At 71.6% G+C, this 20,833-nt stretch carries 12 protein-coding genes; 6 read left to right on the top strand and 6 right to left on the bottom strand.

Annotated elements, in window-relative coordinates; translation table 11 throughout:
- Positions 1-115: 115 nt before the first annotated feature.
- Entirely contained in the window at positions 116-2,374 is a 2,259-nt protein-coding gene (glgX, locus tag ACFZAT_RS04655; RefSeq protein WP_391259881.1) for a glycogen debranching protein GlgX, read from the top strand.
- 9 nt (positions 2,375-2,383) lie between these two features.
- On the opposite strand, the gene ACFZAT_RS04650 is transcribed toward glgX, so the two are convergent.
- From ACFZAT_RS04650 to ACFZAT_RS04635, 4 genes are read right to left on the bottom strand one after another with little or no spacing between them, the layout of a single operon-like run.
- Positions 2,384-3,034, bottom strand: a complete 651-nt coding sequence (locus ACFZAT_RS04650; RefSeq protein WP_391259879.1) for a response regulator — start codon at positions 3,032-3,034, stop codon at positions 2,384-2,386.
- A 23-nt stretch (positions 3,035-3,057) separates the two neighbouring features.
- Positions 3,058-4,311, bottom strand: a complete 1,254-nt coding sequence (locus ACFZAT_RS04645) for a histidine kinase (RefSeq protein ID WP_391259876.1) — start codon at positions 4,309-4,311, stop codon at positions 3,058-3,060.
- Between the two features lie 24 nt (positions 4,312-4,335).
- A complete protein-coding gene (locus ACFZAT_RS04640; RefSeq protein ID WP_391259872.1) occupies positions 4,336-5,124 on the bottom strand; it encodes an ABC transporter permease in 789 nt (262 codons plus the stop codon).
- A gap of 1 nt (position 5,125) precedes the next feature.
- A complete protein-coding gene (locus tag ACFZAT_RS04635) occupies positions 5,126-6,055 on the bottom strand; it encodes an ATP-binding cassette domain-containing protein (RefSeq protein WP_391259869.1) in 930 nt (309 codons plus the stop codon).
- A 175-nt stretch (positions 6,056-6,230) separates the two neighbouring features.
- Here ACFZAT_RS04635 and ACFZAT_RS04630 point away from each other — a divergent pair, with 175 nt between their 5' ends.
- The 3 genes from ACFZAT_RS04630 (at position 6,231) to ACFZAT_RS04620 (ending at position 12,418) form a co-directional block, all read left to right on the top strand.
- Complete coding sequence (locus ACFZAT_RS04630; RefSeq protein ID WP_391259866.1) at positions 6,231-8,102, top strand: ABC transporter transmembrane domain-containing protein; 1,872 nt, start codon at positions 6,231-6,233, stop codon at positions 8,100-8,102.
- The gene (locus ACFZAT_RS04625) at positions 8,099-9,982 is read left to right on the top strand and encodes an ATP-binding cassette domain-containing protein (protein WP_391259863.1); all 1,884 of its coding nucleotides are present in this window, start codon (positions 8,099-8,101) and stop codon (positions 9,980-9,982) included. The genes ACFZAT_RS04630 and ACFZAT_RS04625 overlap by 4 nt, the downstream gene beginning before the upstream one ends.
- Positions 9,983-10,375: 393 nt before the next feature.
- The gene (locus ACFZAT_RS04620) at positions 10,376-12,418 is read left to right on the top strand and encodes a M4 family metallopeptidase (RefSeq protein ID WP_391259860.1); all 2,043 of its coding nucleotides are present in this window, start codon (positions 10,376-10,378) and stop codon (positions 12,416-12,418) included.
- A 68-nt stretch (positions 12,419-12,486) separates the two neighbouring features.
- On the opposite strand, the gene ACFZAT_RS04615 is transcribed toward ACFZAT_RS04620, so the two are convergent.
- Complete coding sequence (locus tag ACFZAT_RS04615) at positions 12,487-13,695, bottom strand: alginate lyase family protein (RefSeq protein WP_391259857.1); 1,209 nt, start codon at positions 13,693-13,695, stop codon at positions 12,487-12,489.
- A gap of 188 nt (positions 13,696-13,883) precedes the next feature.
- On the bottom strand, positions 13,884-16,487 hold the full coding sequence (gene glgP / locus ACFZAT_RS04610; protein WP_391259855.1) for an alpha-glucan family phosphorylase: 2,604 nt from the start codon (positions 16,485-16,487) through the stop codon (positions 13,884-13,886).
- A 603-nt stretch (positions 16,488-17,090) separates the two neighbouring features.
- Here glgP and ACFZAT_RS04605 point away from each other — a divergent pair.
- Both ACFZAT_RS04605 and treS read left to right on the top strand, forming a co-directional pair.
- Positions 17,091-19,124 carry a maltotransferase domain-containing protein gene (locus ACFZAT_RS04605; protein WP_391259852.1) on the top strand — a complete coding sequence of 678 codons (2,034 nt, stop codon included), beginning with the start codon at positions 17,091-17,093 and terminating at the stop codon, positions 19,122-19,124.
- Entirely contained in the window at positions 19,121-20,827 is a 1,707-nt protein-coding gene (gene treS, locus ACFZAT_RS04600) for a maltose alpha-D-glucosyltransferase (protein WP_143619642.1), read from the top strand. The genes ACFZAT_RS04605 and treS overlap by 4 nt, the downstream gene beginning before the upstream one ends.
- Positions 20,828-20,833: the final 6 nt, after the last annotated feature.

The raw sequence follows: 20,833 nt of genomic DNA, 5'->3' as shown, positions 1-20,833 counted from the left end.
AGTGCGGGCCGCCCGGTGGGCAGAACAGAGGGGACGGCCGCACTCGGGGAGCCGCGGCCGGGACGCCGCACACCCCCTTCCGGTGCCGGTCCCACGAGCCGCGGGAGGCGAGCAGGTGTCGAGCGCAGCCGAGCAGGAAGCAGTACGGGAGACGGACGCGGGGACCGTGGCGGGGACCGCCGGGGCCGTGGCGGAGGCGGTCGCCGCCGTCACGCCCGGACCGCGCCCGCCCGCGGTGTGGCCGGGGGCGCCGATGCCGCTCGGCGCCCGCTTCAGGACCGGCCCCGACGGGGTCGCGGGCACCAACTTCGCGCTCTGGGCGGGCGGCGCGGAGGCCGTCGAGCTGTGCCTCTTCGACGAGGACGGCACGGAGACCCGGCTCCCCCTGACCGAGCTCACCCACGAGGTCTGGCACGGCTTCGTGCCCGGGGTGCGGCCGGGCCGGCGGTACGGATACCGGGTGCACGGCCGGTGGGACCCGTGGACGGGCGCCCGGTGGAATCCGGCGAAGCTGCTGCTCGATCCGTACGCCCGGGCCGTGGACGGCGAATTCACCCTTCCGGCCGAGGTGTACGGCCATGTGAGGGACTGGCCCGACCAGCAGTTCGCGGACACCGTACGGGACGAACGGGACTCCGCCCCGTACGTGCCGAAGGGGGTCGTCGTCCACGACGACGACGACTGGGCCGACGACCGCCGGCCGAAGACGCCGTGGGCGGACTCCGTCATCTACGAGCTGCACGTGAAGGGCTTCACCCAGCGCCACCCGGGCATCCCGGAGGAGCTGCGCGGCACCTACGCCGGGCTCGCCCACCCGGCGGCGGTCGGGCATCTGAAGGACCTCGGGGTGACGGCGGTCGAGCTGCTGCCGGTGCACCAGTTCGCGCACGAGGACCACCTGCTGCGGCGCGGGCTGCGCAACTACTGGGGCTACAACTCCATCGGCTACTTCGCCCCGCACGCGGCCTACTCGGCGAGCGGTACGACGGGCGGCCAGGTCGGCGAGTTCAAGCGGATGGTGCGCGCGCTGCACGACGCGGGCATCGAGGTCATCCTCGACGTGGTCTACAACCACACCGCGGAGGCGGGCGAGCTGGGCCCGATGCTGTCGCTGCGCGGCATCGACAACCGGGGCTACTACCGCCTCCAGGGCGACGCCCGCCGGTACGCGGACTACACCGGCTGCGGCAACACCCTGCACGTCGTCCAGCCCAACGTGCTGCGGCTCATCACGGACTCGCTGCGGTACTGGGTGACCGAGATGGGCGTGGACGGCTTCCGCTTCGACCTGGCGGCGGCGCTCGCCCGCTCCATGCACGACGTGGACATGCTCTCCCCGTTCCTCGCGGTGATCGCCCAGGACCCGGTGCTGCGCCGGGTCAAGCTCATCGCCGAGCCCTGGGACGTCGGCAACGGCGGCTACCAGGTGGGGGCGTTCCCGCCGCTGTGGACCGAGTGGAACGACCACTACCGGGACGCCGTACGGGACTTCTGGCGCGGCGCGCTGCCCGACGTAAGGGACCTCGGCTACCGGCTGACCGGGTCGAGCGACCTGTACGCGTGGGGCGGGCGGCGCCCGTACGCCTCGGTCAACTTCGTCACCGCGCACGACGGCTTCACCCTGCGCGACCTGGTGAGCTACCAGGAGAAGCACAACGAGGCCAACGGCGAGGAGAACCGGGACGGCACCTCGGACAACCGGGCCTGGAACTGCGGGGCCGAGGGCGAGACGGACGACGCGGAGGTCAACGCGCTGCGCCGCCGCCAGCTGCGCAACCTGCTCACCACGCTGCTGCTGTCGACCGGGGTGCCGATGCTGGTCGCGGGCGACGAGATGGGGCGTACGCAGGGCGGCAACAACAACGCGTACTGCCAGGACAACGAGATCGGCTGGGTCGACTGGTCGCTGCTCGACCGGCCGGAGTGGCGGGAGCTGGCCGCGCTGACCGCGCGGGTCCTCGCGCTGCGCCACCGCCACCCGGTGCTGCGGCGCCGGGCGTTCTTCGCCGGGCGGCCGCAGGCCCCGGACGGGCTGCGGGACCTGGCGTGGTTCACCAGTGCGGGCGCGGAGATGACCGAGTCCGACTGGTACGCGCCGGCCGCGACGGTCGGCCTCTACCTCTCCGGCCGGGACATCCCGGGGCGGGACGCGCGCGGGGAGCAGGTGACCGACGACAGCTTCCTGGCCGTGCTGCACGCCGGCCACGAACCGGCGGACTTCCTGCTGCCGGGTCCGCCGTGGGCCCAGGCGTACGAACTGGTCCTGGACACCTCGCGCGAGGACCAGGCCGGGCCCCCGGGCACGGTGCACCGGGGCGGCGAGCGGCTGACGGTGCCGGAGCGGTCGGTGCTGCTGCTGCGCGTACGGGAGTGAGCCGCCGGGTCAGCCGAGGATGCCTCGGTCGTAGCCGGTGGCCACGGCGGCGGCGCGGTCCTTGACGCCGAGCTTGGCGAAGAGGTGGGTGAGGTGGGTCTTCACGGTGGCCTCGCTGATGAACAGCTCGGCGGCGATCTCCCGGTTGGAGGTGCCCCGGGCGACGAGCGCCAGGACCTCGCGCTCGCGGGCGGACAGCGTGTCGTTGCCGGGGGCGGCCGGGGCGCGTACGGCCGAGACGAGCCGCGACGCGACGGCGGGTGACAGGACGGTCCGGCCCTCGGCGGCGGCCCGGACGGCGGTGAACAGCTCCTCGCGGGGCGCGTCCTTGAGGAGGTAACCGGTCGCGCCCGCCTCGATCGCGGGGAGGGTGTCGGAGTCGGTGTCGTACGTGGTGAGGACGAGGACCTTGGAGCGGGCGCCGCGCCGGGTCAGCTCGGTGATCGCGGCGACCCCGCCGCCGCCCGGCATCCGCAGGTCCATGAGCACCACGTCGGGGTCGAGCCGGAACGCCATCTCGACGCCCCCGACCCCGTCGGCCGCCTCACCCAGCACCCGGAACTCCGGTGCGGAGGCGAACATCCCGCGCAGTCCGTCCCGTACGACGGGGTGGTCGTCGACGACGATCAGGGTGATGACGCGCGCGGGTTCCCGGTCCATGGCGCCCACGGTACGGGACGGGTTCAGGCGTGCGGCACCAGCGGGACGCGGGCGCTGACCGCCGTGCCCAGGCCCGGTCCGGTCTCCACCTCGACGGTGCCAGCGATGCGTTCGGCGCGCGAGCGCATCCCGCCGAGGCCGAATCCGCCGGCACCCCGGTACGGGGGCAGCGCGGCCGGGTCGAAGCCCCGGCCGTCGTCGCGGACGTCGAGCGTGATCTCGTCGCCCATGTACGACAGGGTGACTCCGGCCCGGGACGCCTCCGCGTGCCGGCCCGCGTTGGCCAGGGCCTCCTCGGCTATGCGGAGCAGGGTGGCGCCGACCTCGTCGTGCAGGGGGGCGACGGTGCCGGTGACGGTGAACTCGGCGCGCACCCCGGTGCGCTGGGCCCAGGTGGCGACGGTCTTCTTGAGCGCGCCGGGCAGGTCGTCGTGTTCGAGGGCCGCCGGCAGCAGGTTGTGCACCGAGCGGCGGGCCTCGCCGAGGCTGTGCCGGGCGAGGGCGGCGGCCCGGACGAGGTGGACGCGGGCGAGGTCCGGGTCGGTGTCGGCGGTGGAGGTGGCGGCCTGGAGCTGGGCGATGATGCCGGTGAGGCCCTGCGCGATGGTGTCGTGGATCTCGGCGGCCAGCCGGCTCCGCTCGTCGGCCACCCCGGCCTCGCGGGCCTGCACGAGGAGCTGGGCGTGCAGCCCGGCGTTCTCCGCGAGGGCCTGTTCCAGGCGGGCGTTGGCGGTCTCCAGGGCGGTGATGGTCTCGGTGCGGGCCCGGTCCTGCTCGGCCTCCCGGTCCCCGATCTGGGCGAAGACCATGGTGAGGGTCACGTGCACGGCGAGGACGATGCCGAAGACGATCCAGTTCATCAGGGTGGCGGGCGGCAGGGTGCTGCCGCTCTGGGCGCCCGCCATGATGACGGCGACCGCGAGCAGCCCGGGCCGGACGCCGCGTCGCGGGAGGACCCGTCCGGCGTCGAAGTAGCCGAGCACCGCGTAGATGGAGAAGAACGGGTTGCACCAGGTGAGCCCGAGGGTCAGCAGGGTGCGGGCGGTGAAGTAGCTGACGCCCGCCGCCGGTCCGGCGGTGGGCGCGCTCCGGGACCACCACAGCTGGAGGACGAGCGCCGCCGGCAGGAGCACGGCGGCGGTGCGCTCGTCGGCCGGGGACATGACGAGGTTCCGGGTGACCGCCGAGACCACGGCGGCCAGGCCGAGCAGCCCGTACGGGCCGTACCGGAAGAACCGGCCCCACCACTGCTCGGCCGTCGTGACGTGTGCGCTCATACGGGAAGTCTCCCCCGGCCCCCGCTACTGCCACCGGAACGCACGGATCGCGGTCCACCCGGCCGCGACGGCCCAGGCGGCGACCGCGCCGAGGAAGGCCCAGGCCGGCCAGTCGCCCCGGGCGGCCTGGTCCAGGGCCTGGGACGCGGCGCCGAAGGGGGTGGCCTGGACGATGCGGCGGAGCGCGTCGGGCATGGTCTGGACGGGGACCCAGACGCCCGCCGTGAACATCATGGAGAAGTAGACCAGCGAGCCCGCGGCGGCGGCGATCTTCGTCGTACGCGAGAGGGCGCAGATCAGCGAGCCGATGGCGAGGACGCAGCCGACCGCGAGCAGCAGCGCCAGCAGATAGCCGAACGGCTGCTCCGGCAGCCGCACCCCGTAGGCGGTCCGGCCGACGGCCACGACCAGCAGGGCGGAGACGAGCGCGGCCGCGCCGTGCAGCGCGATCTGCGCGCCGAGCAGGGCGGAGGGCCGCACAGGTGTGGTGGACATGCGGCGCAGGATGCCGCGTTCGCGGTAGCCGGTGAGGACGGGCGGCATCGCCTGGAGCCCGGACATGATCAGGGCGAGGAGCACCGCGACGGGCACGTACAGATCGATGACGCGCCGGCCGCCGAGCCCGTCGTCGTGCGCCCGGAAGGAGGGGACGAGGCCGAGGATCGTCAGGAGCGCGGTCGGGAAGACGACGATCCAGAACAGGCTGCCGGGTTCCCGCAGGAAGAGCCGGGTCTCCGCCTTGAGGACGGCGAGGGCCGCGGCGGGGACCGCGGTGCGGGGTGCGGCGGTGGGTGCGGTGTGCGCTGTGGCCATCTCAGGCCGCCCTTTCTGTGCGGCCGGGCCCGTCGGCGGGGCCGGTGAGGTCGAGGAAGGCGTCGTCCAGGGTGGCTTCGGAGACGCGCAGGCGGTGGGCGGTGACGCGGAGCCGGGCGAGCAGCGAGATCACGGCGTTGACGGTCTCGTCGGTGCCGTTGATGACGACCCGGCCGCCCTCGGTCTCGTACGACACCGCGCCGGGCAGGCCCGCGAGTTCGGCGTCGGGCAGCGGCTCGGAGGGCGTGAAGGAGATGACGGTCGAGCCGTCGGCGCCGGCGACGAGGCCGGCCGGGGTGTCGAGCGCGACGACGCGCCCCTGGTCGATGACGGCGATGCGGTCGCAGAGGCGCTGGGCCTCCTCCATGAAGTGGGTGACGAGCACGACGGTGACCCCGCCGTCGCGGATGTCCTCGATCAGTTGCCAGGTGTCGCGCCGGGCCCTCGGGTCCAGGCCGGTGGTCAGCTCGTCGAGGATGACGACGCGGGGGCGGCCGACGAGGGCGAGCGCGATGGACAGGCGCTGCTTCTGGCCGCCGGAGAGCTTGTGGAAGCGGGTGTCCAGCTTGGCGGCCAGGCCGAGCCGTTCGGCGAGCGGGCGCCAGTCGGCGGGCCGGGGGTAGAAGGCGCTGTACAGGTCCAGGGCCTCGCGTACGGTGATCTTGGTCTGGAGTTCGCTCTCCTGGAGCTGGGTGCCGAGCAGTCCGGTCACCCGGTCCCGGTCGGCGACCGGGTCGAGCCCGGCGACCCGGACGGTGCCCGCGTCGGGGACCCGCAGGCCCGCGACGCACTCGACGGTGGTGGTCTTGCCCGCGCCGTTGGGGCCGAGAATCCCGAAGATCTCCCCCTCGTCGACGGCGAAGGTGACTCCGTCGACCACGGGGCGGCCGGCGTAGGACTTGCGCACCCCGTTCGCTTCGATGATTGCCATGGCACCGAGCATCGGGGCGGCGGGCCCGCCCCGGTATCGGCCATCGCGCTCGAACCGGCATCGGCCGATCGGTTGATGTCTCCTACGACCCCCGCGGGGTGAGCGCCCGCCGGGGCACCCGTGGCGGGATAAAACCCCAGGACCGATATCCGGACGGACCGTAGGCTCCTCCCTGATGCACCAGGAACATGTAGAACCCAAGGACCGGTCGGCCGTACGTGCGCTGCTGCGGCTCTGGCCGTACGTGAAGCCGGTACGGGCACGGCTCTTCGGGGCCGCCCTGGTGGCGATCGTCGCCTCCTGTCTGGGCCTGGTGATCCCGCTCGTCCTGAAGTGGATCGTGGACGGGCCGGTCGCGGACGCGGACCCGGGCGGGGTCTGGCTCGGCGCGCTGTACCTGTTGCTCCTGGGCATCGCCGAGGCGGTGCTGTTCGGGGTGCGGCGGTGGATGGTGGCGCGCCCGCTGGCCGGGGTCGAGGCGTCGATGCGCGCGGACCTCTACCGCCACCTCCAACGGCTGCCCGTGGCCTTCCACGACCGGTGGCCCTCGGGGCAGTTGCTGTCGCGCGGGACGACGGACCTGATGATGGTCCGGATGTTCCTGGCCTTCCCGCTGACCTTCCTGCTGGTCAACGCGACCACGATCCTGGTCGGCTTCGTGGTCCTGCTGTTCCAGGAGTGGACGCTCGGGCTGGTGCTGCTCGCACCCGTCGTTCCGCTGGTCATCGTCTGCTCGGCCTTCGAGACGAAGTACGCCAAGGTCGCGCGCCGCGCCCAGGACCAGGTCGGCGACCTGACCACGGTCGTCGAGGAGAGCGTCCTCGGCATCCGCATCATCAAGGGCTTCGGCCGCCACCGCAGCCAGTCCGACGCCTTCCGGGAGCTCGCCGGGCAGCTGCGCACCACGGAGCTGGGCAAGGCCCGGCTGCTCGCGTGGATCTGGACCCTCATCACCACGCTGCCCGAACTCGCCATCGGGGCCGCCCTGGTGTTCGGCACGATCGAGGTCGCCGACGGCGGTCTGTCGGCGGGCACCCTGGTCGCCTTCCTCTCCACGGCCCTCGCGCTGCGCTGGCCCGTGGAGTCGATCGGCTTCCTGCTGGCGATGAGCCAGGAGGCGGCGACGGCGACCGAGCGGTACTTCGAGGTGATGGACGCCGCCGAGGAGGAGGACACCGGCCGGGCGGCCGCGCCCGCGGACCCCGGGGCGGGCGGGATGGTCTTCGAGGGCGTCCGGTTCCGCTATCCCGACGCGGAGGAGGGCTCGGCGCCCGTACTCGACCGCATCGACCTGCACGTCCGGCCGGGCGAGACCATGGCCCTGGTCGGCGCGACCGGGTCCGGCAAGACCACGCTCACCTCGCTGGTGCCCCGGCTGTACGAGGCGACGGCCGGGCGGATCACGCTGGACGGCGAGGACATCACCGCCATGCCGCGAGCCCGGCTGCGGGAGCTGGTGTCGGTGGCGTTCGAGGAGCCGACGCTCTTCTCGGCGAGCGTCGGAGAGAACGTGCTGATGGGCGCCGAAAGGGCCGGCGAGGAGGAGCTGCTGCGGGCGCTCTCGGTCGCCCAGGCCGGTTTCGTCCACGAGTTGCCGCACGGCGTGGGCACGGAGGTCGGCGAGCAGGGCCTGAGCCTGTCCGGCGGCCAGCGCCAGCGCCTCGCCCTGGCCCGGGCGGTGGTGGGCCGGCCGCGCTTCCTGGTCCTCGACGACCCGCTCTCCGCGCTCGACGTGCACACGGAGGCCCTGATCGAGGCGGCGCTCCGGCAGGTCCTGGCGGAGACCACGGCGGTGGTGGTCGCGCACCGGCCGTCGACCGTGATGCTCGCGGACCGGGTGGCGCTGCTGTCCGGGGGCCGGATCAGCGCGGTCGGCACCCATCAGGAACTCCTGCGCACCAACGCCGAGTACGCCTGGCTGATGTCGGGCGCGGGGGCGTCGGGCGACGCGGGGGCGGAGCCCGTACCGGAGCGGCCCGTCCCCGACACCGACCGCACCGAACCCCTGGGCGCGAAGGCCCCTGCCGAGGAGGGCAGCACCCGATGACGAGCACGACGACCGGACGGCCCGCTGAGCCCGCTGAGCCCGCTGAGCCCGCCGGACCCGGCAGCCCGGAGGACCGGCGGGCGGCCCCCGGGGACCCTTTCGACCGCGACGACCTGCCGACCCCGCGCGGTGCCACCCGGCAGCTGCTCGCCTCGCTGCTGCGGCCGATGCGGGGGCGGGTGGCCGCGTCCGCGCTGGCCATCCTGTTGCAGCAGGCGGCGGTGCAGGCCGGGCCGCTGCTGGTGGCGTACGCCATCGACAGCGGGGTGCCCGCGTTCCGCGCGGACGACTACGGGCCGCTGATCGCCGTGGCGCTGGGCTACGCGCTCTGCTCGGTGGTCTCGGGCGCCTTCCAGTACGCGTTCATCCAGCTGTCCGCGCGGGTCAGCCAGGACGTCCTGCTCGATCTGCGCGGCCGGATCTTCCGCCATGCGCAGGCGCTGAGCGTGGACTTCCACGAGCGGTACACCTCGGGCCGGCTGATCTCGCGGTCCACGACCGACCTGGAGTCGCTGCGGGAGCTGCTGGACGAGGGGCTCCAGGAGCTGATCCACATCGTCCTGTCGTTCGCGTCCATCGCCGTGGTGCTGCTCTGGCTGGACCTGGCCACGGGCGCGGCGGCGGTGGCGTCCTTCCTGCCGCTGTATCTGCTGGTGCGGCTCTACCGGAAGCGCTCCTCGGTGATCTTCGCGGGCCGTTCGACGGCGATCGCCTCGGTCATCGTGAAGTTCGCGGAGACCATGAACGGCATCCGGCCCGTCCAGGCGTTCCGCCGGGAGCCGGTGAACGACGCGGCGTTCCTGGAGCTGAACACACGTCACCGGGCGGCCAACGGCGACGCGATGCTGGAGAACGCGCGTTACGTGGTCGGCTCGCGGCTCGTCGCCAACACGGCGGTGGCCGGAATCGTGCTGTGGGGTGCCTACCGCGTCGCGGACGGTGGTCTCGCGCTGGGGGTGCTGGCCGCGGTCGTGCTCTATCTGCGGCGGCTGTACGACCCGATCGACCGGCTCAGCATGTTCCTCAACTCCTTCGAGTCCGCGGCGGCCTCGCTGGCGAAGATCGCCGGTCTGCTGGCCCAGGCGCCGACCGTCCCGGAGGCGCTGGAGCCCCGTGAGCTGCCGGCCAGGACCGGGGACCAGCCGGGCCGCGAGGCGGTCTTCGACGGGGTGAGCTTCGGATACCGGACGGGCGGCGAGGTGCTGCCCCCGTTCGACCTGACGATCCCGGCGGGGCAGACGGTGGCCGTGGTCGGCTCCACGGGGGCCGGCAAGTCGACGCTCGCCAAGCTGCTGGCCCGGTTCTACGACCCGAGCGCGGGCCGGGTCCTGCTCGACGGCACCGACCTGCGCGACCTGGCCACGCCCGAGCTGCGGCGCGGGGTGGTGATGGTGACCCAGGAGGCGTTCCTGTTCTCCGGGACGGTCGCGGACAACATCGCGATCGGCCGCCCGGGAGCGAGCCGGGAGGAGATCGAGGGGGCCGCGAAGGCGATCGGCGCCCATGACTTCATCACCGGTCTGCCCGACGGCTACGACACCGATGTGCGCAAGCGGGGCGGGCGGATCTCGGCGGGCCAGCGCCAGTTGGTGGCGTTCGCCCGGGCGCTGCTGGCCGACCCGGCGGTGCTGATCCTCGACGAGGCGACCAGTTCGCTGGACATCCCCGGTGAGCGCGCGGTGCAGCAGGCGATGGACACGGTGCTGCACGGCCGCACCGCGGTGGTCATCGCGCACCGGCTCTCGACCGTGGAGGTCGCGGACCGGGTGCTGGTGATGGAGCGGGGCCGGATCGTGGAGGACGGCACCCCGGCCGAGCTCATCGCCGGGACGGGCCGCTTCGCCGGCCTGCACCGCGCCTGGCGGGAGAGCCTGGCCTGACGGCCGCGCGCCGCCCCGGCCGGCCGCCCCTTTTGTCAGGGATGCGGCCAGTCGGATCCGGCCACGCCTTCATACCGTCTCGACAGGTGGGAACTTTCCGCTTGTTCACATTCGCGTCGTACTCCGCTCGTACGCCCGCAACCCCGACGCGCCCTGCACTTTCAGGTCGCACGAGCCCTCCGGGCACCCCTCGACACCCCCGCGTGACCATTCGCGAAACGTCCGCTTAACGAACACGCATCTTCCGGCAACGAACGAATTCCGGCCAAGTTGTTGACGCGGTCCTGACAGAGATGACCGACTCCTGACACTCTTCACCCCGTTCCGCGCTCTGCTTGCTCTGCCCGGACGGCTCACCCAGCCGCCGGTACCCCCCTCGCAGAAGGAGTCCGCGTGAGATCCACGCACAGCCGTCGTGCCACCGCGACCGGCGCTCTCATAGCCGCAGCCGCCCTCCTCGCCGTAAGCGCGCAGACCGGATCGGCCTCCGCCGCCCCGGACAACGGCACCACCAGGACCGCCTCCGCCTCCAAGGCGAACCCCGGCGCCCTCGCCAAGCAGCTCTCGCCCTCGCAGCGGGCCGAGCTGATCCGCGAGGCCACCGCGAGCACCGCGGACACCGCGAAGAAGCTCGGTCTCGGGTCCCAGGAGAAGCTCGTCGTCAAGGACGTCGTCCAGGACAACGACGGCACGACGCACACCCGTTACGAGCGCACCCTCGGCGGCCTCCCGGTCCTCGGCGGCGACCTGGTCGTCCAGGAGTCCAAGGCAGGCGCGACGGAGAGCGTCGTCAAGGCGTCCCGTGCCACCACCGCCCAGCTGAAGGCCGTCGACACCGTCGCGAAGATCACCCCGGCGGCGGCCGGCAAGCAGGCGCTCGGCGCGGCCAAGGCGGCCGGTTCGGACAAGGCCGTTGCCGGCAAGGCGCCCCGCAAGGTGGTCTGGATGGCCTCCGGGACGCCGCAGCTGGCGTACGAGACGGTGGTCGGCGGCCTCCAGGAGGACGGCACCCCGAACGCGCTGCACGTCATCACGGACGCCTCAACCGGAGCGAAGCTCTACGAGTGGCAGGCCATCGAGAACGGCGTCGGCAACACCGAGTACAGCGGCCAGGTCACCCTGGGCACCTCCGGGTCCTCCGGCTCGTACAACCTGACCGACACCGCGCGCGGCAGCCACAAGACGTACAACCTGAACCACGGCACGTCCGGCAAGGGCACGCTCTTCTCCGGCTCCGACGACACCTGGGGCAACGGCAGTGCCTCGAACGCGGAGACCGCGGCGGCGGACGCCCACTACGGCGCGGCCGAGACCTGGGACTACTACAAGAACGTCCACGGCCGCACCGGCATCAAGGGCGACGGCGTCGGCGCGTACTCCCGCGTCCACTACGGCAACAACTACGTGAACGCGTTCTGGGACGACAGCTGCTTCTGCATGACGTACGGCGACGGCAGCGGCAACGCCAACCCGCTGACCGCGCTGGACGTGGCGGCCCACGAGATGAGCCACGGCGTCACCTCGAACACGGCCGGCCTGAACTACAGCGGGGAGTCCGGCGGCCTCAACGAGGCGACCAGCGACATCTTCGCCACCGCCGTCGAGTTCTACGCCAACAACTCCGCCGACCCGGGTGACTACCTGATCGGCGAGAAGATCGACATCAACGGCGACGGCACGCCGCTGCGCTACCAGGACAAGCCGAGCAAGGACGGCGCGTCCAAGGACGCCTGGTACTCGGGTCTGGGCAACCTCGACGTGCACTACTCGTCGGGCCCGGCCAACCACTTCTTCTACCTCCTGTCGGAGGGCAGCGGCGCCAAGACCATCAACGGCGTCAGCTACAACTCGCCGACCTCGGACGGCCTGCCGGTGACCGGCATCGGCCGCGCGAAGGCCGAGCAGATCTGGTTCAAGGCGCTCAGCACCAAGTTCACCTCGACCACCAACTACGCGGGCGCCCGCACCGGCACGCTCGCGGTGGCCGGTGAGCTGTACGGCACCAGCAGCGCCGAGTACAAGGCCGTCCAGGACGCCTGGGCCGGGATCAACGTCGGTGCGCGCTCCGGCGGTACCGACCCCGGCACCGGCACCGTCTTCGAGAACTCCACCGCGGTCTCCATCCCGGACGCCGGCTCCGCCGTCACCAGCGCGGTCACCGTCACCGGCCGCACCGGAAACGCCCCGAGCGCCCTCAAGGTCGGTGTGAACATCACCCACACCTACCGCGGTGACCTGGTCATCGACCTCGTCGCGCCGGACGGCAGCACGTACCGCCTGAAGAACTCGTCCTCCAGCGACTCGGCGGACAACGTCAACACCACCTACACGGTCAACGCCTCGTCCGAGACCGCCAACGGCACCTGGAAGCTGAAGGTCCAGGACGTCTACAGCGGGGACACCGGGAAGATCAACAGCTTCAAGCTGACCTTCTGATCTTCTGACCGGACACGACACGGCCGCCCGGGAGAGGACCCCCTCTCCCGGGCGGCCTTCGTGTGCGCTCAGTTCGGGTTGTTCGCGTGGGTCAGGGTCTCCCAGGCGACGAACAGGTTGTTGGAGCCGGCCGGCCGCTGCCGCTCGGTGAGGGTCTGGGTGTTGGTCATCGCGATGCCCATCCGGTTGTGCAGCGCGTTGAACCCGACCTCGGTGACGGGCCCGAGGGCGTCCTTGAGGCTTCCGCCGCACAGATTGCCCGGTACCGGATTCCCCACCTGGTACTTGGCGTGCAGCCCGAGCGCGTGGCGCAGCCGCTCGGCGATCTCCGGGTAGAGGTCCTGGCCCTGGATCCGGCTGGTCTCGGCGATGTGCGAGATGGCCGAGAGGCCGTATCCGGTGTGGGTGAGGTCGCGGCAGGTCTCCTGGGAGAGCCCGTCCATGAACGTGGACTGCCCCTGCCAGTACTTGATGATCTTGTCCTTGGTGTCCAGTCCGCTGCCGGGCGCCGCCTTCGGCAGCGCGCCGTCCGCGCTCACATAGATGTACGCGGGCACCCGGCCGCGGAACTTCGCGACCGCCTTGTCGTACGCGGTCCGGTCCTCCAGGAAGACCGCGATGCCGATCGCGGCCTCGGTCATGGACAGCTCCCAGTTGCCGTTGCTCTGGGAGCCGTTGATGACCTTCGGCAGATAGACGTCGCGCAGCATGGTGGCGAAGCGGCCGGAGTTCGGCCAGGAGCCGTACGTGTACTTGATGATCTCGGCGGCGCGCGGCCAGGAGGAGCCCGCCCAGCCGGTCTGGAGCGGGGCGTTGCTGTTGGTGTGGTCCCTGATCACGGCCGACCAGGCATCCATGATCTCGATCGCCTTCTGCGCGTAACGGCTGTCCTGGGTGATGTACCAGGCCAGCGAGAGGGTGTACGCGGCGATGGCGTCCTCGCGCTCGTCGGTGCAGCCGTAGTTGGGGTTGGAGTACGAGCCGCACTCGACGACCGCGCGCGGCTTGGCGGTCCGGCCGAGCGAGGCGTACGCGCTGCCCATCATCTGGTCGTAGGCGCTCTTCCAGGGCTGGGCGCCCGCCTGGACCTTGGCGCGCACGAAGTCGAGCTGGGGGCGGCTGACGAGCACGCCGGGGTGGGTGAAGGCGGCGGGGGCGGCGGCCCGGGCCGGGGTGCCGGCGGGACCGGCGGAGGCGGGGGCCGTGAAGAGGCCGGAGGTGAGGGCCGCGAGGGCGGCGGCGAGGCCGAGGCCGCGCGCGATGGTTCCGGTGCGCATGTGGGGGTGCCTTCCGGTTCAGGGAGACCCGATGTTCACATCCATGAACGATGGGCCGGTTTGTGAACGCTGCGATGAGTGAGGAACCTAAAGGCATTCCATGGACACGTCAAGTTTCTGTCTTCGGAAAGCGAAGGGCCCGGTGCCGGGAGACGACTCCCGGCACCGGGCCCCTGCGGCCGCGCGGCTCAGCGCAGCAGCACGCCCCCGCCGTCACCCGCGGCCCCGGCCGGCTGAGCGACCAGGCCGAGTTCGGCGCCACTGGCCAGCAGCCGGTGGGCCGGCAGCACGCGCACGGTGTAGCCGTACGGCCCCGTGCGGTCCAGGGCGAGCGGGCCCTCGTACAGCCAGTGGCCCTCCAGGTCCTGACCGCCCGCCGGCTTCAGCGGGAAGACCTGGGCCTCGGAGATCGCGTCGGACGAGTCCACCCGCCCGGCCACCGCCTGCACCTCCACGTCGTCCGGTGCCAGCGCGCCCAGCGAGACCCGGACCCGCAGCGCCAGCGTGGACCCCAGCTCCGCCGTCGTGGCGGAGGCGGTCGGGGTCACCGCCTCCACATGGTCGACGGCCACCCCCGGCCAGGCGGCCCGGACCTTCGCCTTCCAGCCCGCCAGCTCCCGCGCCCGCGGGACGTCCAGCGAGCGCTGGGCCAGCGCGGCGGGGGCGTAAAGACGCTCGACGTACTCCGCGACCATGCGGTCGGCCAGCACCTTGGGCCCCAGGGTGCCCATCGTGCGCCGGACCATCTCGATCCAGCGGCCGGGCAGCCCCTCGGTCCCGCGCTCGTAGAAGTGCGGGGCGACCCGGTCCTCGATCAGCTCGTACAGGGCATTGGCCTCCAGGTCGTCGCGCCGGTCCTCGTCCAGCGCGCCGCCCTCGGCCGTGGGGATCGCCCAGCCGAAGTCCGGCTCGAACCACTCGTCCCACCAGCCGTCCAGCACGGACAGGTTGAGACAGCCGTTGAGCGCGGCCTTCATCCCGCTCGTACCGCACGCCTCCAGCGGGCGCAGCGGGTTGTTCAGCCAGACGTCGCAGCCCGGGTAGAGCTTCTGGGCCATCGCCATCCCATAGTCGGGCAGGAAGACGATGCGGTGCCGGACCCGGGCGTCGTCGGCGAACCTCACCAGCTCCTGGACCAGCCGCTTCCCGCCGTCGTCGGCCGGGTGCGCCTTGCCCGCGACGACGATCTGGACCGGCCGCTCCGGGTGCAGCAGCAGCGCCCGGAGCCGGTCCCGGTCGCGCAGCATCAGCGTCAGCCGCTTGTACGAGGGGACGCGGCGGGCGAAGCCGATGGTGAGGACGTCCGGGTCGAGCACCCCGTCGATCCAGCCGAGTTCGGCGGGCTGGGCGCCCCGGTGGCGCCAGGAGGCGTGCAGCCGCTGCCGGACCTCGGCCACCAGCTGTTCGCGCAGGGTGCGGCGCAGGTCCCAGAGCCGGCGGGCCGGGATGTCCGCGACGGAGTCCCAGCGGCCCGGGGTGCCTCCCGACTCGGCGCGCAGCCGGTAGACCTCGGGGGCGACCCAGGTCGGTGCGTGGACGCCGTTGGTGACGGAGGTGATCGGGACCTCCGGCGCGTCGAATCCCGGCCAGAGCCCGGCGAACATCTCCCGGCTGACCGCGCCGTGCAGGGTGGAGACGCCGTTGGCGCGCTGGGCGAGCCGCAGCCCCATGACCGCCATGTTGAAGACGCCCGGGTCGCCGCCGGGGTAGGTCTCGGTGCCGAGTTCCAGTACGCGTTCGGCGGGGACGCCGGGAAGCTCGCCGTCCTCGCCGAAGTGGCGGGCGACGAGCTCGCGGTCGAACCGGTCGATTCCGGCCGGGACCGGGGTGTGGGTGGTGAAGACGGTACCGGCCCGGACGGACTCCACCGAGGCGTCGAAGTCTAGCCCGGTCGTAGCGAGTTCGCGGATGCGCTCCAGGCCGAGGAAGCCGGCGTGGCCCTCGTTGGTGTGGAAGACCTCGGGGGCGGCGTGGCCGGTGAGCCGGCAGTACGCGCGCACGGCGCGGACGCCACCGATGCCCAGCAGCATCTCCTGGAGCAGCCGGTGCTCGCTGCCGCCGCCGTACAGCCGGTCGGTGACCTCGCGCTCGCCGGGGGCGTTCTCCTCGACGTCGGAGTCGAGCATGAGCAGGGGGACCCGGCCGACGTGGGCCTGCCAGATCTGGGCGTGCAGGGAGCGGCCGCCGGGCAGGTCCAGGACGACCTGGCTGGGGGTGCCGTCGGCCTCGCGGATCAGGGTGAGCGGCAGCTCGTTCGGGTCGAGGACGGGGTAGTGCTCCTGCTGCCAGCCGTCCCGGGACAGGCTCTGCCGGAAGTAGCCGTGGCGGTAGAGCAGCCCGACGCCGATGAGGGGCACGCCCAGGTCGCTGGCGGCCTTGAGGTGGTCCCCGGCGAGGATGCCGAGCCCGCCGGAGTACTGGGGCAGGGCGGCGGTCACCCCGAATTCGGGTGAGAAGTAGGCGATGGCCGCGGGGAGCGCGTCGTCCTGCCGGCGCTGCTCCTGGTACCAGCGGGGGTCTTGGAGGTACGCGCGGAGGTCGGCGGACGCCTCGGCGAGCCGGCGCAGGAACGCTTCGTCCCGGGCCAGCTCGGTGAGCCGTCCGGCGGACACGGAGCCGAGCAGGCGTACGGGGTCGCACTCCGCGCCGGAGCCGGCGGCCGGGTCGACGGCCCGGAAGAGCTCGCGGGTCTCGGTGTGCCAGGACCAGCGCAGGTTCCGCGCCAGGTCGCTGAGGGGTTGGAGGGAGTCCGGAAGGACGGGACGCACGGTGAATCGACGAATGGCCTTCACGCATTCCACCTTTACAGGGGACGTACGAATCCGAGCGGGACGCACCTCCATGTGCGCCGCTCCGTCACCCTCGACGGTAGCCGTGTTCCCGGCTCGCCCGACACGGCATCCGGTTTTCCCGTACGCCTCCATCGTCCCGGAAGGCCTCACCGGACCCGTGCGTCACAGGCGTTATGGCCGATTCCTTCTCCCCACTCGGTCTTGTGGGCCTTCGCGGCACAGGGAAAGCTGCCGGGTGGCGCCCATTCCCACGTCCCCCGTACGCCCGAGCAGATGACATATCACCGGATTGGCCCACCGCGATGTGGGGGAAGGTTTCCCGGGTACCCGGAACGAATGCATTCGGATGACAGCGATGACGGTTCATCTCCGGCACGCGCGTGATTCATTCCCTGGCCGCCGGTGATCGGTCCCCGATTCGTATACGACCTGTTTGGACTGCCATTCGAGTGAACGCGGACAGGAGCGGCCATGCCCAGACCCCACCAGTCATCCACCGAGCGGCTAGAAAGGACGCAACCCCATCTTCGCGGCGCGCGCGTTCAGCCTTCGGCGCCCGCTGCCCACTCTGCCGAGTCCGAGCTCCAGCCCCCAGGTGATTCCATGATCGGTCGCATTCCCGTTCTCGACGTCCATCCGCTCGTCGACTGCGGCAGAAGGCCCGCCAAGGCCGTTGCCGGTGAGACCTTCCAGGTCACCGCGACCGTCTTCCGCGAGGGCCATGACGCGGTGGCCGCCAATGTGGTGCTGCGCAGCCCGAGCGGGCGCCCCGGTCCCTGGACCCCGATGCGCGAGCTGGCGCCGGGCACCGACCGCTGGGGCGCCGAGGTCACCCCGGACTCCGAGGGCCGCTGGACGTATACGGTCGAGGCGTGGAGCGACCCGGTCGCGACCTGGCGCCACGCGGCGGGGATCAAGATCCCGGCGGGCATCGACACCGCGCTGGTCCTCGCCGAGGGCGCCGAGCTGTACGAGCGCGCCGCCGAGGGCGTCCCGAAGCGCGACGGCCGGGAGGCCGTGCTGGCGGCGGTGGACGCGCTGCGCGACGAGTCCCGGCCGGCCGAGGCGCGGCTCGCGGCGGCCCTGGCGCCGGAGGCCCGGGAGGCGCTGGACCGCCACCCGCTGCGCGAACTGGTCACCGCGTCCCGCCCGCACCCGCTGGTGGTCGAGCGCCGGCGCGCCCTGTACGGCTCCTGGTACGAGCTGTTCCCGCGCTCCGAGGGGGCCAGGTACGAGACCCCGAAGCCGCGCAAGGGGCGGGGCGCCAAGGCCGCCGAGCCGCAGCAGCCCCGGCTGGTGAGCGGCACCTTCCGGACGGCGGCCGAGCGGCTTCCGGCGGTCGCCGCGATGGGCTTCGACGTGGTCTACCTGCCGCCCATCCACCCCATCGGCACGACCCACCGCAAGGGCCCGAACAACTCGCTGACCCCGGGCCCCGAGGACGTGGGCGTGCCCTGGGCGATCGGTTCGGCGGAGGGCGGGCACGACGCGGTCCACCCGGACCTGGGCACGCTGGAGGACTTCGTCCACTTCGTGGAGACGGCCCGCAACCTGCGCCTCGAAGTGGCCCTGGATTTCGCCCTCCAGTGCTCGCCGGACCATCCGTGGGTGGAGAAGCACCCCGAGTGGTTCCAGCACCGGGCCGACGGTTCGATCGCGTACGCGGAGAATCCGCCGAAGAAATACCAGGACATCTATCCGATCGCCTTCGACCGGGATCTTCCGGGCATCGTCGCGGAGACCGTGCGCATCCTGCGGTTCTGGATGGACCGGGGGGTACGGATCTTCCGTGTCGACAATCCGCACACCAAGCCGGTGATCTTCTGGGAGAAGGTCATCGCGGAGATCAACCGCACCGATCCCGATGTGATCTTCCTGGCCGAGGCATTCACCCGGCCGGCGATGATGCGCACCCTCGGCGCCATCGGGTTCCAGCAGTCGTACACGTATTTCACCTGGCGGAACACCCGTCAGGAACTGACGGATTACGTGTCCGAACTGGCCGGTGAGACCGCCGCGTTCATGCGGCCGAATTTCTTCGTGAACACGCCCGACATCCTTCCGGGATACCTTCAGGAAGGCGGCAGGCCCGCGTTCGAGGCCAGGGCGGTGCTCGCGGCGACCCTTTCCCCCTCCTGGGGGGTGTACGCGGGGTTCGAGCTGTGCGAGAACACCCCGATCCACCACGGCAGTGAGGAGTACCTCGACTCGGAGAAGTACGAGATCCGGCCCAGGGACTGGGAAGCCGCAGAGCGCGAGGGCCGTTCGCTCGCCCCGCTCATCACCTCGCTCAACCGGATCAGGCGCCGCCACCCGGCCCTGCAGCAATTGCGCGACGTGCACTTCCACGCGTCGGACAACGACGCGGTGATCGCGTACAGCAAGCGTTCCGGTTCGAACATCCTTCTGGTGGTCGTCAACCTCGACCCGCACCACACCCAGGAGGCGACCGTCTCGTTGGACATGCCGCAACTCGGCCTCGACCGGCACGAGAGCGTGCCGGTGCGCGACGAGCTCACCGGCACTTCCTATCACTGGGGCAGGACGTTCTATGTGCGCCTAGAGCCGGGCGTCACGCCCGCGCACATCGCCGTCCTGCGACCGTCCCCGCCGACCGGAGGGTCACCCACACCATGATCGTCAATGAGCCCGTCCACGACACCTTCGAGGACACCCCGGCCAAGGACCGCGATCCCGACTGGTTCAAGCGTGCCGTCTTCTACGAGGTGCTCGTCCGGTCCTTCCAGGACTCCAACGGCGACGGCATCGGAGACCTGAAGGGGCTCACCGCCAAGCTCGACTACCTCCAGTGGCTGGGGGTCGACTGCCTCTGGCTGCCGCCATTCTTCAAGTCACCGCTGCGCGACGGCGGTTACGACGTCTCCGACTACACCGCCGTGCTGCCGGAGTTCGGCGACCTCGCCGACTTCGTGGAGTTCGTGGACGCCGCGCACCAGCGCGGCATGCGCGTGATCATCGACTTCGTCATGAACCACACGAGCGACCAGCACGAGTGGTTCCAGCAGTCCCGGACCGACCCCGACGGGCCGTACGGCGACTACTACGTCTGGGCCGACGACGACAAGCAGTTCCAGGACGCCCGGATCATCTTCGTGGACACCGAGACGTCCAACTGGACCTTCGACCCGGTGCGCAAGCAGTACTACTGGCACCGGTTCTTCTCGCACCAGCCCGATCTCAACTACGAGAACCCGGCGGTGCAGGAGGAGATCATCTCCGCGCTCCGCTTCTGGCTGGACCTGGGCATCGACGGCTTCCGGGTCGACGCGGTGCCGTATCTCTACCAGCGCGAGGGCACCAACTGCGAGAACCTCCCCGAGACCCACAACTTCCTCAAGCGGGTCCGCAAGGAGATCGACGCCAACTACCCCGACACGGTGCTGCTCGCCGAGGCCAACCAGTGGCCCGAGGACGTGGTCGACTACTTCGGGGACTACCAGTCCGGCGGCGACGAGTGCCACATGGCGTTCCACTTCCCCGTGATGCCGCGCATCTTCATGGCGGTACGGCGCGAGAGCCGCTACCCGGTCTCCGAAATCCTGGCCAAGACCCCGGCGATCCCGGACAACTGCCAGTGGGGCATCTTCCTGCGCAACCACGACGAGCTGACGCTCGAAATGGTGACGGACGAAGAGCGCGACTACATGTACGCGGAGTACGCCAAGGACCCGAGGATGCGGGCCAACATCGGCATCCGCCGCCGGCTGGCGCCGCTGCTGGACAACGACCGCAACCAGATCGAGCTGTTCACCGCCCTGCTGCTCTCGCTGCCGGGCTCCCCGATCCTCTACTACGGGGACGAGATCGGGATGGGCGACAACATCTGGCTGGGCGACCGGGACGCCGTACGCACCCCGATGCAGTGGACGCCCGACCGCAACGCGGGCTTCTCCTCCAGCGATCCGGGGCGGCTCTACCTCCCCACGATCATGGACCCGGTCTACGGCTACCAGGTCACCAACGTCGAGGCGTCGATGGCCTCCCCGTCCTCGCTGCTGCACTGGACCCGGCGGATGATCGAGATCCGCAAGCAGAACCCCGCGTTCGGCCTCGGCACGTACAACGAACTGCCGTCGTCGAACCCGGCCGTGCTCGCCTTCACCCGCGAGCACGGGGACGACCTCGTGCTGTGCGTCCACAACTTCTCCCGGTTCGCACAGCCGACGGAGCTCGACCTCAGGTCCTTCAACGGGCGTCATCCGGTGGAGCTGATCGGCGGGGTGCGCTTCCCCGCCATCGGTCAGTGGCCCTACCTGCTGACTCTCGCCGGACACGGCTTCTACTGGTTCCGGCTGCGCAAGGACGCGCCGCCGAGCTGACACGCG

It is taken from the genome of Streptomyces sp. NPDC008163, assembly GCF_042956885.1.
In the GTDB taxonomy this organism is placed as follows: Bacteria; Actinomycetota; Actinomycetes; order Streptomycetales; family Streptomycetaceae; genus Streptomyces; species Streptomyces drozdowiczii_A.
Note: the sequence above shows the minus strand (reverse complement) of the source record. Positions and strands in the feature narration are given on the sequence as shown.

What these genes read in the sequence shown, in the direction of transcription:
- ACFZAT_RS04605 (WP_391259852.1), top strand. Translation starts at nt 17,091, where the DNA reads ATGATCGGTCGCATTCCCGTTCTCGACGTCCATCCGCTCGTCGACTGC.
- ACFZAT_RS04625 (WP_391259863.1), top strand. Translation starts at nt 8,099, where the DNA reads ATGACGAGCACGACGACCGGACGGCCCGCTGAGCCCGCTGAGCCCGCT.
- ACFZAT_RS04650 (WP_391259879.1), bottom strand. Translation starts at nt 3,034, where the DNA reads ATGGACCGGGAACCCGCGCGCGTCATCACCCTGATCGTCGTCGACGAC.
- ACFZAT_RS04635 (WP_391259869.1), bottom strand. Translation starts at nt 6,055, where the DNA reads ATGGCAATCATCGAAGCGAACGGGGTGCGCAAGTCCTACGCCGGCCGC.
- ACFZAT_RS04630 (WP_391259866.1), top strand. Translation starts at nt 6,231, where the DNA reads ATGCACCAGGAACATGTAGAACCCAAGGACCGGTCGGCCGTACGTGCG.
- treS (WP_143619642.1), top strand. Translation starts at nt 19,121, where the DNA reads ATGATCGTCAATGAGCCCGTCCACGACACCTTCGAGGACACCCCGGCC.
- ACFZAT_RS04645 (WP_391259876.1), bottom strand. Translation starts at nt 4,311, where the DNA reads ATGAGCGCACACGTCACGACGGCCGAGCAGTGGTGGGGCCGGTTCTTC.
- ACFZAT_RS04615 (WP_391259857.1), bottom strand. Translation starts at nt 13,695, where the DNA reads ATGCGCACCGGAACCATCGCGCGCGGCCTCGGCCTCGCCGCCGCCCTC.
- ACFZAT_RS04640 (WP_391259872.1), bottom strand. Translation starts at nt 5,124, where the DNA reads ATGGCCACAGCGCACACCGCACCCACCGCCGCACCCCGCACCGCGGTC.